The organism is Fulvimarina thalattae (assembly GCF_040239565.1).
Classification (GTDB): Bacteria; Pseudomonadota; Alphaproteobacteria; order Rhizobiales; family Rhizobiaceae; genus Fulvimarina.
In genome coordinates this window covers 21427-35756 of sequence record NZ_JBEHWS010000011.1, presented here as the reverse complement: position 1 = coordinate 35756, position 14330 = coordinate 21427, and the positions used below count along the sequence as shown (strand labels likewise).

The window sequence follows — 14330 nt, the reverse complement described above, 5'->3', positions numbered from 1 at the left end:
CACTGCCCGTGTCATCATCGCATTCCGGCGGCGCGGCGGCGATAGGTGGACTGAACGCCCGTCCCCTCGTCCTCAAAGAGCGCGGCGAGCTGTTCGGTCATCGCACCTGCGAGTTCCTCGGCGTCGACGATAGTCACGGCACGGCGATAATAGCGCGTCACGTCATGGCCGATACCGATGGCGAGAAGTTCGACCGGTGAGCGCTGTTCGATCTCGTCGATGACAGCGCGGAGGTGCCGTTCGAGGAAGTTGCCGGAGTTGACCGACAGCGTCGAATCGTCGACCGGCGCACCGTCGGAGATCACCATCAGGATGCGCCTCTGCTCAGGGCGCTTGGTGAGCCGCGAATGGGCCCAGATCAGGGCCTCGCCGTCGATGTTTTCCTTCAGCAGTCCCTCGCGCATCATCAGGCCGAGATTGCGCCGTGCCCGCCGCCAAGGAGCGTCGGCGCTCTTGTAGATAATGTGGCGCAGATCATTGAGGCGGCCGGGGCGCGGGGGTTTGCCGGCCTTCAGCCAGGCCTCGCGCGACTGCCCGCCCTTCCACGCCCGCGTCGTGAAGCCGAGCACCTCCACCTTTACGCCGCAGCGCTCCAGCGTGCGGGCGAGAATATCGGCACAGGTGGCGGCGACAGTGATCGGCCGACCGCGCATTGAGCCGGAATTGTCGATCACCAGGGAGACAATGGTGTCGCGGAATTCGGTGTCGCGCTCCATCTTGTAGGAGAGTGACTGCATGGGATCGATGACGATGCGGGTGAGGCGGGCCGTATCGAGATAACCCTCTTCGAGATCGAAGTCCCAGGAGCGGTTCTGCTGCGCCATCAAGCGCCGCTGCAGCCGGTTGGCAAGCCGTCCGACGACGCCCTGAAGCGAGGTGAGCTGCTTGTCGAGAAAGCCCCTCAGGCGATCGAGTTCGGCCTCGTCGCAGAGCTCTTCCGCGCCGATCTCCTCGTCGAAGGAGCGGGTATAGACTTCGTATTCGATCTTCTGGAGGGGATCGAGATCCTTCGGCTCAGGCCGTCGCGCCTCGCCGGGTGTCTCGGAGGTTTCCTCGCCCTCGTCGACGACATCATCGGCGGTGACTTCGGAATCCTCAGCCTCTGAGGTCTCGTCGTTTTCGCCCTCGTTCTCGGTCTCTTCGGTCTGGCTGTCCTCGGAGCCGTCCTCCTTCTCGGCTCCGCCTTCCTCCTGATCGCGGACCTGATTGTCGCCTTTTTCGTCCTCGTTCTCCTCGTCATCCTCATCGGACTGTTCGGGCTCGGCCAGTTCTTCGGCCATTTCGAGGGACACGAGGACGTCGCGGATCGCGCGGGCGAAGGCCTCCTGATTCTCGGCATGGCCCGCGAGATTGGAAAAGCGTGTGCCGACCTTTTCCTCGATCATGTCTCGCCATACGCCGACAAGGGCTTCTGCGCTCGGTGGCACGGGGCGGCCGGTCAGGGCCTCGCGCACCATCAGCGCGACGGCGTCTTCCATCGGCGCTTCGTTGCGATCGGTAACCTCGGTGAGATTGGAGCGAGCGTATTTGTCCTCCAACATGGAGGCCAGATTGTCGGCGACGCCGGGCATGGCGTTCGCGCCGATCGCCTCGCAGCGTGCCTGCTCGACCGAGTCGTAGATCGCGCGGGCGCTTTGACCTTCCGGCGAGAGCTTGGCGTGGAGTTTCGGATCATGTCGCGCCCGGCGCAGCGCCATGGCATCGGCAACGCCGCGCGTGACGGCGACATCGTTCGAGGTCGCCCGCTTCGGCAGCTCGGGCAGCCGCGCTGAATTGCCGGCAAGGCCCGGCCGATCGGCCGAGAACGTCACCTCCAGTTCACCGTCGCCCGCAATCGCCCGAAGCGTGTTCGCCAGCGAACGCCGGAAGGGTTCCCGATTGGCCGCCTTGGTGGGCGCTGGCCGCTTGTTGTCGCCGATCTTGCTCATGAGGTCGAGATAAGGGGTTTCTGCGCCGGCGGGCAAGGGCTAGCGAACGGTGGTTCTGATCGCCGTGGCGGGAAGTCGCGTACGAACCGGGATGCCGAGAGCCATACTGGGCCGGCGCCTTGCCGAAAGTTGCGAGTTTCGGGAGACCACGACCGATTGAACGCGCGTTTGTCCGGAAAAAGACGAAATCAGGAAACCTGCCAGCAGTTCCCCTACGGCACATCGACAGAGGAGCGCACTGAGCGCTATGAGCGACGTCGAAATCGATTACAGATCAGGGTTGCGTGGAAGCGTGTCAGAGAATGAGAGTATATTCGACTCTATCGATGCCTTTCGTCGAACCGTGTTGCTGGGTTTGTTGCTTTTTACAGCCGGTTTCGGCGCGGCTTTTTCTGTGCTCAACTACCTCAACGAGAATTTCAGCGCGATGGCCGCGGAACTCGCCATGGGCTCTCTGGCTATCGGTCTGATTCCGATTGTCAGGAAGACGGATCATCTGGTCACCTGGTCGATCGTCTATCTCATTCCCTTCAATTCGGTGATGATGTTCATCATCTCGACGCCGCAATCATCGCCGTCGGTTTTCGCCTGGGTTCTCCTGATACCGATCCTCTCGCACATGCTGATCGGACGCGCATTGGGCGGTGCGATGACGCTGACCTTCATGCTCATCGCTTTCAGTTTGTATTACACGCGCTTCGGGGACGACCTCGTCAACGGAAACAGCCGGGCGCTTCTCAACGTTGCCGGCGTCGCCCTGTGCATCTTCGGGTTCTCCTATGCCTATGAAACATCGAGATCCCGCGCTGAAAACGCGTTGAAAAAAAGAGCCTTCACCGATGCTTTGACCGGTCTCGGCAATCGATCCTACCTGTACTGCCGGTTCGGCGAGGAAATCGAGCGTAATCGGCGCTACGGGACCCCGTGCGGTATCCTTCTCCTCGACATCGATTTCTTCAAGAGAATCAACGATACCTATGGTCACGAGGTCGGTGACAACGCGCTCCAGCTGATGTCGGCGATCCTTACGGAGAACATCCGCACGAACGACGATGCGTTTCGCCACGGCGGGGAAGAGTTCTGCGTTTTGTTGCATGACACAGCGCACGATGATGCGGCGTGCGCCGCGGAGAAACTGCGGCGGATCGTCGAGGCAGCCGAGTTGAAGAGCAACGGCAGCACGATCAACTTCACCACCAGCATCGGTGTCGCGTCGATCCCGGATGATGGAGAGGATCTGCAGGAACTCATGAATGTCGCCGATATGCGCCTCTATGATGCGAAGTCACGGGGACGCAATCAGGTCGTCTCGGCCTAGCAGAGCGGCGCCCGACGGCCGCTTCAATTCACGCTGAAGGCAGCGTACCGTCGCGGTTGTAAGCCGATTCCCGCTTCGGGTCGGAACCAGGATGGCCGTCAGACAGGGTATTGCAATGGCACGAGACGAACTCGAACGGCGAATCGCACAGGCACGCGGTGACGAGCCGGCTGATCTAAAGCTCAGCGGAGGGCGGGTTTTCGATCTTGTGACCGGCTCGTTCATTGAGGGCGACCTCGCGATCTGCGGCTCGCGCATCGTCGGGATCGGAGATTACGAGGCGAAAGAGGTCATCGATGTCACCGGCCTCACGCTCGTGCCGGGTTTCATCGACACGCACCTGCACATCGAGAGCAGTCTCGTCACGCCCTTCGAGTTCGATCGGCTGGTGACGCCGCGCGGTATTACCACCGCGATCTGCGATCCGCACGAGATCGCCAATGTGATCGGGCTCGATGGCATCCGCTATTTCCAGGAGGCCAGCCGGCATCTGGTGATGGACCTCAAGGTTCAGCTGTCGAGCTGCGTGCCGTCGACCGATATGGAGACATCCGGTGCGCGGATCGAGGCGGATGGGCTGGCGGAAGTCATGGGACACGAGTCGGCGATCGGGCTGGCCGAGTTCATGAATTATCCCGGCGTGATTCACCGCGATCCGCGCGCGATGGCCAAGCTGCGCCTCTTCGAAAACGCCCATATCGACGGCCACTGCCCACAGCTGTCGGGGCGCGATCTCAATGCCTATATCGCCGCCGGCATCCGCACCGAACATGAAGCGACGACCGCCGAGGAGGCGCTCGAAAAGCTGCGCAAGGGTATGCGCGTTCTGATCCGTGAAGGGTCCGTGAGCAAGGACCTCGATTCGCTGCAGCCGGTGCTGAACGAACGGACGGCGCCGTATATGTGCCTCTGTACCGATGATCGGAACCCGCTGGACATCGGCGAGCACGGCCATCTCGACTACATGATCCGCCGCTTGATCGCGCTCGGCACGCCGCCGCTGGCGGTCTACCGCGCGGCGTCGTTGTCGGCGGCGGAAGCATTTGGCCTCAAGGATCGTGGCCTGATCGCGCCGGGCCTCAGGGCGGACATCGTCGCGCTCGACAGCCTCGAAGGCTGCCATGCGAAGCTCGTGCTAAGCGGCGGCCGGATCGTCAACGATGCAATCTTCGACCAGCGTGGCACGATTGGGCCGGTGGGGCGCGAGTCGGTGAAGGCGCGGGATGTCTCCGCCGCCGACTTCCGCGCGCCGGGTAATGCCGCGGAAACCCACGTTATCGGCATCCTCGATGGCAAGATCATCACCGAGCATCTCAACGAGGAGATCGCACCTGTCGATGGCGACAAGCGTCCTGACCCGGCGCGCGATCTCGTTCGCATCGCGATCGTCGAGCGGCACGGCGTGAACGGGAATATCGCGACCGGTTTCGTGCGTGGCTTCGGCCTGAAAAAGGGCGCGATCGCCTCAACCGTCTGCCACGACCACCACAACATCGCGGTTGTTGGAGTGGACTACGAGGACATGGCTGTCGCGGCGAAGCGATTGTCGGAGATCGAAGGCGGCTTCGTCGTCGCGAACGAGGGCAAAATCCTCGCCGAACTGGCGCTTCCCGTTGCGGGCCTCATGTCGCTCGAACCTTTCGAGGCCGTGCATGAGAGCTTGGTCGCCCTGCGGGCCGCGGCCAAGAGCCTCGGCGTCACGCTCGAAGAACCGTTCCTCCAGCTTGCCTTTCTGGCGCTTCCTGTGATCCCGGCGCTCAAGATCACGGATTGCGGTCTCGTCGATGTCGAGCGCTTCGAGATCATCTGAGGCTCAATGGAGCCGTTCTAATGCCTACTCCAGCACCAGATTCGCCGCGCTGTCCGGCAGTTCCTCGCCGAAGGCGCGCTGGTAGAATTCGGCGACCAGCGAGCGTTCGAGATCGTCGCACTTGTTGAGGAAGGTCAGGCGGAAAGCCATGCCGACATCGCCGAAGATTTCGGCGTTCTCGGCCCATGTGATCACCGTGCGCGGGCTCATGACGGTGGAGAGATCGCCATTGATGAAGGCCGAGCGGGTGAGATCGGCGACGCGCACCATGCGCGAGACGGTCTGGCGGCCCTCGTCCGTGCGCCAGTCCTTCACCTTGGACAGAACGATCTCGACCTCGTTGTCGTGCGGCAGATAGTTGAGCGTCGTGACGATCGACCAGCGGTCCATCTGCGCCTGGTTGATCTGCTGGGTGCCATGATAGAGGCCGGTGGTATCGCCGAGGCCGACGGTGTTCGCCGTCGCAAAGAGGCGAAAGGCCGGATGGGGACGGATGACCCGGCTCTGGTCGAGCAGGGTGAGGCGGCCGGAGGATTCCAGTACGCGCTGGATCACGAACATCACATCCGGGCGGCCGGCGTCGTATTCGTCGAAGACCAGCGCGACATTGTTCTGATAGGCCCAGGGCAGGATGCCGTCGCGAAATTCGGTCACCTGCATGCCGTCGCGCACGGTGATCGCGTCCTTGCCGACGAGATCGATGCGGCTGACATGGCTGTCGAGATTGACGCGCACGCAGGGCCAGTTCAACCGCGCGGCGACCTGCTCGATATGGGTCGACTTGCCCGTACCGTGATAGCCCGACACCATGACGCGGCGGTTGCGGGCGAAGCCGGCAAGGATCGCCAGCGTCGTCGGCTTGTCGAAGATGTAGTCGTGATCGATTTCCGGGACATGCGGATCGGCTTCCGTGAAAGCCGGCACGGTGAGGTCGCTGTCGAACCCGAAGGTTTCGCGCACGGAGATCGTGGTGTTCGGGAGAGGGGCTGCGTCCTCGTGCGGCGCGCTCATCTTTTCCACTGCACTCATCTTGCCTCCTGAAACCGGCGCGATTTTCTCGCTTTCGCACCCGGTTCTGTGTCGTGTCTTGGTCGTTCGCCACACGCGTTTCGGTTCGGGTGTCCGCTCGCAATGGAACAGAGGTCCGAGCACGCTGCGCCCTTTTCCTGAACGCAATTACCGCGTGATGCGCCCGGATGGAACCTCACCCGCTGGCGAGGGGCGCGGATTTTGCAGCCTTCGCGTCCGGAATTGTCGGTAGCCGCATGCGAATGGCGGCCTCAGCAGAAACCGGCCTGCTTGAGAAGCTTGTAGGCCTGGATCACGTCGCGCAGCCGATCCTCATGGCCGCGATCGCCGCCATTGGCATCCGGATGCAGCTGCTTCACCAGTTCCTTGTATCGAACCCGCACGTCTTCGCCGGTCGCGTCCGACTGAAGATTCAGCGTTTCCAGCGCCTTTTGTTCCAGCGGACGTACGCGCCGTTTCGCCGCCGTGCGTCCCTGCGCCGCATCTACATCCGCGCCCGCCCAGTCAAACGGCTCGCCGCGTTTGCGACGGCGATTGCGAGCGGAATTCGGCGAGGACGAGTTGTGCCCCATCGACCAGGTCGGGCGATGGCCGGTCAGCGAGTCCTTGAGATATTTGCGGATATCGTCGTCGCCGAGCCCGGAGAAATAGTTATAGCTCTTGTTGTACTGCCGGACGTGATCGACGCAGAAATTGAGGTACTGGCCCTCCGCGTCGCGCCCCATGGGAGCCTTATGGGTGCCCGGCTTGTCGCAACCTTCCCAGGCGCATTCCGGCGTCTGGGGCTTGGGCTTCGCACCACCTGCTCCGCGCCGTTTCACGCGGATACCGTCGAAATATTTGGAGTCGAGTTTCATCGCGGGGGATTATGGGGCTTTGAATGCTGACGAACAAGAATTGACAGACCGGAAAATGCCCGGAAGAGAGAACGGTTGGATCGGAGCTGCCGACCACGACCCGCGACCGTTACCGCTCCGACATGGAGCGAGGCGGGACAAGCATTCGGGCTGGCTCGGTTTCGGAACCCAAACGGCAGACAAGGAAGGCGAGGTCATGACAGTCAAATCCGCGATCGAGACGAAACTGCGCGAACGGTTCTCACCGGAGAGCCTCAACGTGATCGACGAAAGCCACTTGCATGCCGGCCATCACCATGCGGGCAGCGAGCATCACGAGGCCTTCGACGGGTCCGGTGAGACGCATTTTCGCGTGCAGATCGTCTCATCTCAGTTCGAGGGCGAGAGCCGGATCAACCGCCAGCGGGCGATCAACAAGCTGCTCGCCGACGAGCTGAATTCCGGCGTCCATGCGCTGGCGATCGAGGCGAGAGCCCCCAGCGAGCCGGGGCGTCGCGGCGGGCGGTGAGCGTTCGGCTCAGGAAAACACCTCCTGAGCTTCTTCGTCGCTGAAGCCTTTTGGATTGGGGCCGAAACGGTTCCGTCCCGGTGTCCCGCGCAGGCAACAGAGCACGACCAGGATCACTGGCCCAACACCTGGTATAAAGCTGATAAAGTAAGCAAACCCGCTATAATCGATGTCATGGAGACGACGAACCGTTACGGCAAGATACGGTATAATGTGCAGAAGAAACCAGAGAGAAATTGCAATACCTGCGATCGACTCCACTGCGGCCCCGGTTGGAGTATCGCCAAAATTTTCGGCAACGGCACCAAGAGCGATCATTGCGGCAATGAAAATACCATAAGACCAAAGGGTGAAGAGCCAATACTCCTTGCGGCGGGCTCGGCCGGAAAATTGAAAATAGCGTTTATAGGGGCGAAGTAAATCGGTCATGACGGTCTGCTTTACTCGGTTTCTGATAGTTGCGGCAGGCGCGCGAACGACGCGTATTTCTCGTCGATCAGGTGTGCTCCACGCCGCCCGTATTGCTCAGGAAAAGACTTCCTGAGCTTCTTCCTCACTGAAGCCTTTTGGATCAGGGCCAAACCGGTTCGCCCCGCGCGTGCCGTCGAAGCAGAAGAAAACGATCAGAGTGATCGCACCGGCCAGCGGTATAAGGCCGATCAGCAGCCACCAGCCGCTGCGATCGGTGTCGTGCAAGCGCCGAATCCCGACAGAAAGGCTTGGTATGATCGTAGCCAAGGACCAGAGGGTGGTGAGAATGCCGCCATCTGCTTCCGCACTGGCGGAGAAAAGCGCGTCCTCCGACCCGGTCGACGTTGTCACATCTCCACCGAGGCCCAGCACGACGTCGAGGAAGCCGAAAAAGAATGAGCCAATGACGATCAAGAGCATGAAAAGCCAGTACTCTTGCCGGCGGGACCGACCGGAGAACTGAAAGTAGCGCTTCAAGGGAAGAAACATGTAAGACATTGGCGGATCCATACTGCTCGTACCACGTGTTCTCCCGTCCTTCGATCGCCTGTCGAGCCGGGGCGGGAGCGTCACGGGCATCCGTATAGTCGGCGCACCGCCTCGGGTCGATAATGCGCTATCCTTCTATCGAGGGTTTTAGGGGATTTTTTTCTACTGGTCGGTGTGAACGGAGCTTTCTCGGCTGTTCACCGCGACGCAGCGCCTCTCTCGCGCCGGGATTTTTGGCCTATCTTGCGCCGGTTAAGAGCGCGAAATCCAGAGGCCCTATGACGACCACCCGTAATCACAACCGCTATCCGTATTCGGCTCTGACGGATCGATCGGTCTTCGACTGGCCGAACGGCAGACGCCTTGCCGTCTACATCGCGCTGAATATCGAGACGTTTTCGTTCGGCGAAGGTGACGGGGCAGCGCTTGCGCCAAAGCAGGCCGAACCCGATGTCCTCAATTACGCCTGGCGCGAATGGGGAAACAGGGTGGGTGTCTGGCGGATGAAGCATGCCTTCGATGCACTCGACATGCCGCTCGCCCTGCTTCCGAACGCCTGCGTCTATGAAGACTGTCCGGGCCTGATCGACGCCTTTCGCAAGCGGGGCGACGAGATTGTCGCTCACGGACGGACCAACGCCGAGCGGCAAGGCATCATGGGCGAGGTCGAGGAAGGGGCTCTGATCAGAGAGGCGAGTGGGATCTTTCGCGAGCGGGAGGGTGAATTGCCAGCGGGTTGGCTGGCGCCCTGGATATCCCAGAGCGAGGTCTCGATCGATCTCCTGAAGGAAGAGGGCTATACCTATCTTCTCGACTGGTGCCACGACGATCAGCCAACCTGGATGTCGACGCGAGACGGCGGGCGCATTCTTTCCGTGCCCTACAGCCATGAGATCAACGACATCCCTGCAATCACCGCGCGCTATACGGGCGCTGAGGAATTCGCGGACATGATCGTTGCGCAGTTCGACGAAATGCTGGAGGCTTCAAGTCAGGCGCCGGCCGTCATGAGCATCGCGCTCCACCCCTATATTTCCGGGCAGCCCTTCCGCCTTCGCGCGCTCAAGCGTGCGCTCCAGCACATAGCGGACCACCGGGACGAGATCTGGCTCACCCGTCCCGGCGAAATCGCGGAGGCGTTCGCAGCGCCTTGACCTCCGTTACCGGCGCGGACCGATATCGCCGTCCATCGTCCAGATGGTCGGGTCCACCTTGCCGCGCAGTTCGGGATACATGTCGTTGTCGAAGGTCGGCTCGAGGCCGGTCTTCTTCTGGTTGAAATAGTCCTTAGTGAGCTTCACCACGGTTCCGGACAGAAGCAGGATCGCGATGAGGTTCAGCGTTGCCATGAGGCCCATCGAGGCGTCCGCCGCGTTGAACACCGTACCGACCGATTCGACCGAGCCCCAGATGACCATGGCGAGCGCGCCGATGCGGATGATCGACATGCCGGTCTTGCCGCCCGCGCCCAGGAAGGTCATCGCGTTCTCGGCATATGACAGATTGCCGATGATTGACGTAAACGCGAAGAAAAAGATCGCGATCGCGATGAACGTCGCGCCCCAGTCTCCAAGATGGGCGGCGAGTGCGTTCTGGGTGAGGGTAATGCCGTCGACTTCCTGACCCGGCGTATAGACGCCCGACAGGATGATCATCAGCGCCGTTGCCGTGCAAATCATCAGCGTGTCGATGAAAACGCCGAGACCCTGGACGAGCCCCTGGCTCGAGGGATGGTGCGGCTGCGGTGTGGCGACGGCAGCGATGTTCGGGGCGGAGCCCATGCCGGCCTCGTTCGAGAAGAGGCCGCGCTTCACGCCGTTGAGGAGGGCCGCCATGACGCCTCCGGTGACACCACCCGCCGCTTCCTGAAGCCCGAACGCACTGGCGATAATCGTCCAGAGCGCGCCCGGAACCTCCGTGTAGTGAATGATGCAGACATAAAGGGCGACGAGGAGATAGGCGATCGCCATGAAGGGAACGACGACCTCCGCCACGCGGGCGATGGAGCGAATGCCGCCGAAGACAATGACGCCTGCAAGCGCGGCAAGCGCGATGCCGATCCACAGACGCCCGAAGCCGAAGACCTCTTCGGTCGCCCCGGCAATGGAATTCGCCTGAACCGCGTTGAAGATCAGCCCGAAGGAGAGGATGAGCGCGATCGAGAAGAGCGCGCCCATCCATGGCAGGCCGAGGCCGCGCGCCATGTAGAAGGCGGGGCCGCCGCGATACTGCCCGTCCTCGTTTCGAATCTTGTAGAGCTGGGCGAGGGTCGATTCGGAATAGGCCGTCGCCATGCCGAGGAGGGCGACCATCCACATCCAGAAGATCGCTCCGGGACCACCCAGCGTCAGCGCGACCGCGACGCCTGCGAGGTTACCGGTGCCGACGCGCGATGCGAGCGAGACGGTGAGCGCCTGAAGCGGCGAGATGCCCGCTTTGTCCCCCGTGCGCGAGCCTTTGACGACCTTGAAGAATTCCGGGAAGTGCCGGATCTGGATGAAGGCGAGGCGCAGAGTGAAGAACAGGCCGACGGCGAGAAGCCCGTAGACGAGAACATAGCCCCAAAGCACATTGTTCAGAAAATCGACGATCGAAACGAAGCCGTTCAACAATGCTTCGGGCGTGTAGTTCTCCATCGGGGAAGTCCTCAAGATCAAACGCATCGAGGCCGCATTAGGCGGCCATCGTTCGCCTCAATTGAACAGGCTCGCGAGCGTCTGTCCATGGCGGGCTAGCCTTTTACCCACAGACGAAGATGGACGCGAACCGCGGCATGCCGGTGGATAGGCGCGCGCCGAAGGTTGCGATTGTTACGATTTTCGGAGCGGCTTCAAACGGTTCCCTGAAACGCAGAACGGACGCGTCGCCCCTCGCGACACGTCCGTCCATGCATGTCCCCAAGATGGAAGCCGATGGCTTCCATGACGCGCCGTTGCGGTTCCCCAACTGCTCCGGTGCGTCCTTGCCCCTTGTTTATTCAATATCGACCGAAACTCTTAAAACTCCGTTAACGCCAATCATCTCGCAAGGGGGCAAAACCTCTGCTAACGGTCTCGCGCTCTTTTCGCCCTTCGGCGGGGAGTTAGCGATGTCAGACTGCAAGGACGCCGATAGCCATGTCATTTCTCACCCGTGCCACCGGCTTTCGCCAAAGCGCTGCCGCGATCATGCTCCTGATCGGAACCTCGATCACGGTCGGCACGGCGCTGCTCTTCCAATATGTCGGCGGATATATCCCCTGCGCGCTCTGCCTTGAGCAGCGGATACCCTATTACATCGCAATCCCGGTCGCGCTTCTTGCGATGATCGCGGCTGGAGGGCGCGCCAAGGCGATCCTCGTCCGAGGGCTTCTGATCGTTCTTGGCCTGCTGATGCTCTGGTCGCTTTATCTCGGCGTTTTCCATGCCGGCGTCGAATGGGGCTACTGGCCTGGTCCGGCCGAATGCTCCGGTGGCGGCGGAGGTAACCTGATGGGCGGCGATCTTCTGGCGACGATCGATGCCGTGCGCGCGCCATCCTGCGACGAGGCGGCGGGCCGGTTTCTCGGTCTCTCCTTTGCCGGGTGGAATGCGATCGCATCCGCCGTTCTTGCCAGCATCGCGCTTGGTGCTGCGATTGCCCGGTCCGATCGTACTGTCTAATACGGAATGTCTGACTATGAGCCGAAGGATACGGCGATTGATCAGCGGTATCCTTCGGGTTTGGCTTAAGAGCGGAAGAAGCGCTTCCGCAAGTCTTTCAGCCAGTTTCAATCGGGAACGATCCCGATCGCGCCTTCCCTGATCCGCGTCAGGAGGGCGCGGCGCCCTGCGTGGCAGTGTAGACGGAGTAGATTGACTGGCTCGCCGTCATGAACAGACGATTGCGCTTCGGCCCGCCAAAGGTGAGATTGGCGCAGACCTCCGGCAGGCGGATGCGACCGAGAAGCTGGCCGTCGGGCGACCAGCAGGTGACGCCGCTATAGCCGACGTTCCGGCCCGCATTGCTCGACGCCCAGAGATTGCCGTAGACGTCGCAGCGCAGCCCGTCCGGCCCGCATTTGACGCCGTCGACCATGCAGTCGGTGAAGAGCCGCCCGTTCGAGAGCGAGCCGTCTGTTTCGACATCGAAGACGTGGATATCGCCCTTGCCACCTTCACCCGTGTCGCCCGGACCCTTGCCGGTGCTCGCAACGTAGAGCCGTCTTTCGTCCGGCGAGAAGCAAAGCCCGTTGGGATCCGGAACCTGATCTTCTGAAATGACCTGGGTGATGTTGCCGTCGGGCGTGACCCGATAGACGGCCGTCAACAGTTCGCGCTCCGCTTCTCCGACCTCGGGCGGCTGGCCCAGCGTGTTGTCGATGAGACCTTCCCGGTTCGATGGGCCGCCCGGCGCGTCCGGCGCACCCTCGTAAAGCTGGCCGCCATAGGGCGGATCGGTGAACCAGATGCTGCCATCGGTGTGGGCGACCACGTCGTTGGGCGAGTTTAGCCGCTTGCCCTCGAAGCTGTCGGCGATGATCGTGACCGACCCATCGAGCTCGTAGCGTACGACGCGCCGGGTCAGATGTTCGCAGCTCAGCTGCCGGCCTTCATAGTCGAAGCTGTTGCCGTTCGAATTATTCGACGGGACGCGAAACTCGCTGACGTGATCGTCCTCGCTCAATAGCCGTAGCTGGCGATTGTTCGGAATGTCGGACCAGACGAGAAATTTGCCGACCCCGTTCCAGGCCGGCCCCTCGACCCACCGCCCGCCCGTCCACAGCCGCTCGACCGCCGCATTGGGCTGGGCCAAACCTTGGAAGGCAGGATCGACGGTGATGACGTCGGGGTCCCAGAAATAGACGTTCGGCGCGGCCCCCGGCCCGAATTCGCGGGGCGGCGTGGTGACGGTGCTCGAAGGTTCGGCAATGTCGGCCTGCGGCTGATCTGACTGTGCCATGGCGCGCCGGCCTCCGGCGAGCGTGAGCGCGCCGATACCCATAAGGCCGATGGCACTGCGCCGCGACAGCCCGCTGCGTTGTTTGTCCTGTGACATGGAATTTCCTCCCTTGGTTCGCCGGTCACTCGTCAGGTCGCGATTAACCGTCCGATGCCCGATCTCCTCCTTCGTTATTAAGTGCAATCTAGAGCAGTAGTGACGTGATCAATCGGGGATCCAGATTGAAGACCGGCGCGTTCTGACGTCATGTCGTCAGCGAAGTTTGAACTTGAGACCGCATGGTGGGGACGTGTAGACGCTCTCTATCGGCAGAAAGTCGACGTACTTCGACGAAAACCCGCCGTCGAGCGGATGGGTAAAGGGATGGAGCAACGTCCATGATCACGGTCCATTGTCTGCAATATTCCCGTGGGTCCCGTGTCGTCTGGCTTCTGGAGGAACTCGGCGAGGCTTACGAGCTGAAGAACTACGATCGGACCGAAGCCTATCGTGCGCCGCCGGAGCTTAAGGCCAAACATCCGCTCGGCAAGTCGCCGGTGATCGAAGACGGCGATCTCGTGCTCGCCGAATCGGCGGCGATCCTGCGCTATATCGACGGGCGCTACGGAGAAAACCGCCACTCGCCCGAGCCCGGCACGAATGCCCACGCCCATCACGATGAGTGGCTGGACTTCGTTGAAGGCTCGATGGCGCGCTCGGTAATCGCGGCGTTTTGGGCGAAGCGGAACGGCGGCGAGATCGAACAGAAAATGAAGGACGAGTTCGCGGCGATCATGGCCTATCTCGGCGACACTCTGGAAGGCCGGAGCTTTCTGATGGGCGAGAAGCTGATGCTCGCCGACATCCAGATATCCTATCTCCTTGCGATGTCCGAATATGCCGGAGTGCTTCAGGCCCATCCGAAGGTGGTGGCCTACTGGAAACGGCTTCAGGCGATGCCGGGGCTGAAGCGTACGGTGCAGAAGACCGGGCAGATCATGCCGGCAGGCTGAAGATTTGA

General features: G+C 61.6%; 13 protein-coding genes. 6 read left to right on the top strand and 7 right to left on the bottom strand.

Translation table 11 applies throughout. The features are described 5' to 3' along the window. Positions 1-14: 14 nt before the first annotated feature. On the bottom strand, positions 15-1928 hold the full coding sequence (cobT, locus tag ABRA89_RS14130) for a cobaltochelatase subunit CobT (RefSeq protein ID WP_349942143.1): 1914 nt from the start codon (positions 1926-1928) through the stop codon (positions 15-17). A gap of 247 nt (positions 1929-2175) precedes the next feature. Between cobT and ABRA89_RS14125 the strand changes: the two genes are divergently transcribed. Both ABRA89_RS14125 and ade read left to right on the top strand, forming a co-directional pair. Continuing rightward, positions 2176-3246 (top strand): GGDEF domain-containing protein, encoded by a 1071-nt coding sequence (locus ABRA89_RS14125; protein ID WP_349942142.1) that lies wholly within the window; start codon positions 2176-2178, stop codon positions 3244-3246. Between the two features lie 115 nt (positions 3247-3361). Continuing rightward, the gene (gene ade, locus ABRA89_RS14120; protein WP_349942249.1) at positions 3362-5056 is read left to right on the top strand and encodes an adenine deaminase; all 1695 of its coding nucleotides are present in this window, start codon (positions 3362-3364) and stop codon (positions 5054-5056) included. A gap of 24 nt (positions 5057-5080) precedes the next feature. Here the strand turns inward: ade and cobS are convergent, their stop codons facing one another. Both cobS and ABRA89_RS14110 read right to left on the bottom strand, forming a co-directional pair. Continuing rightward, positions 5081-6085, bottom strand: coding sequence for a cobaltochelatase subunit CobS (cobS, locus tag ABRA89_RS14115; RefSeq protein ID WP_349942141.1), 1005 nt, complete (start codon positions 6083-6085; stop codon positions 5081-5083). Between the two features lie 251 nt (positions 6086-6336). Beyond that, the gene (locus tag ABRA89_RS14110) at positions 6337-6942 is read right to left on the bottom strand and encodes a J domain-containing protein (RefSeq protein WP_349942140.1); all 606 of its coding nucleotides are present in this window, start codon (positions 6940-6942) and stop codon (positions 6337-6339) included. Between the two features lie 196 nt (positions 6943-7138). Between ABRA89_RS14110 and ABRA89_RS14105 the strand changes: the two genes are divergently transcribed. After that, positions 7139-7450: a BolA family protein gene (locus ABRA89_RS14105; protein ID WP_349942139.1), complete on the top strand. Its 312-nt coding sequence runs from the start codon at positions 7139-7141 to the stop codon at positions 7448-7450. Between the two features lie 9 nt (positions 7451-7459). Here the strand turns inward: ABRA89_RS14105 and ABRA89_RS14100 are convergent, their stop codons facing one another. Both ABRA89_RS14100 and ABRA89_RS14095 read right to left on the bottom strand, forming a co-directional pair. Further along, complete coding sequence (locus ABRA89_RS14100; RefSeq protein WP_349942138.1) at positions 7460-7879, bottom strand: DUF805 domain-containing protein; 420 nt, start codon at positions 7877-7879, stop codon at positions 7460-7462. A gap of 96 nt (positions 7880-7975) precedes the next feature. After that, on the bottom strand, positions 7976-8419 hold the full coding sequence (locus tag ABRA89_RS14095; protein WP_349942137.1) for a DUF805 domain-containing protein: 444 nt from the start codon (positions 8417-8419) through the stop codon (positions 7976-7978). Between the two features lie 269 nt (positions 8420-8688). Between ABRA89_RS14095 and ABRA89_RS14090 the strand changes: the two genes are divergently transcribed. Next, complete coding sequence (locus ABRA89_RS14090) at positions 8689-9564, top strand: polysaccharide deacetylase family protein (protein WP_349942136.1); 876 nt, start codon at positions 8689-8691, stop codon at positions 9562-9564. 6 nt (positions 9565-9570) lie between these two features. Here ABRA89_RS14090 and ABRA89_RS14085 read toward each other — a convergent pair whose 3' ends face one another. Then, positions 9571-11046 carry an alanine/glycine:cation symporter family protein gene (locus ABRA89_RS14085; protein WP_349942135.1) on the bottom strand — a complete coding sequence of 492 codons (1476 nt, stop codon included), beginning with the start codon at positions 11044-11046 and terminating at the stop codon, positions 9571-9573. Positions 11047-11526: 480 nt separating this feature from the next. Here ABRA89_RS14085 and ABRA89_RS14080 point away from each other — a divergent pair, with 480 nt between their 5' ends. Next, positions 11527-12051, top strand: a complete 525-nt coding sequence (locus ABRA89_RS14080; RefSeq protein ID WP_349942134.1) for a disulfide bond formation protein B — start codon at positions 11527-11529, stop codon at positions 12049-12051. Positions 12052-12199: 148 nt separating this feature from the next. Here the strand turns inward: ABRA89_RS14080 and ABRA89_RS14075 are convergent, their stop codons facing one another. After that, a complete protein-coding gene (locus ABRA89_RS14075; protein ID WP_349942133.1) occupies positions 12200-13426 on the bottom strand; it encodes an SMP-30/gluconolactonase/LRE family protein in 1227 nt (408 codons plus the stop codon). Positions 13427-13707: 281 nt separating this feature from the next. Between ABRA89_RS14075 and ABRA89_RS14070 the strand changes: the two genes are divergently transcribed. Continuing rightward, positions 13708-14322 carry a glutathione S-transferase family protein gene (locus ABRA89_RS14070; RefSeq protein ID WP_349942132.1) on the top strand — a complete coding sequence of 205 codons (615 nt, stop codon included), beginning with the start codon at positions 13708-13710 and terminating at the stop codon, positions 14320-14322. Positions 14323-14330 lie beyond the last annotated feature (8 nt).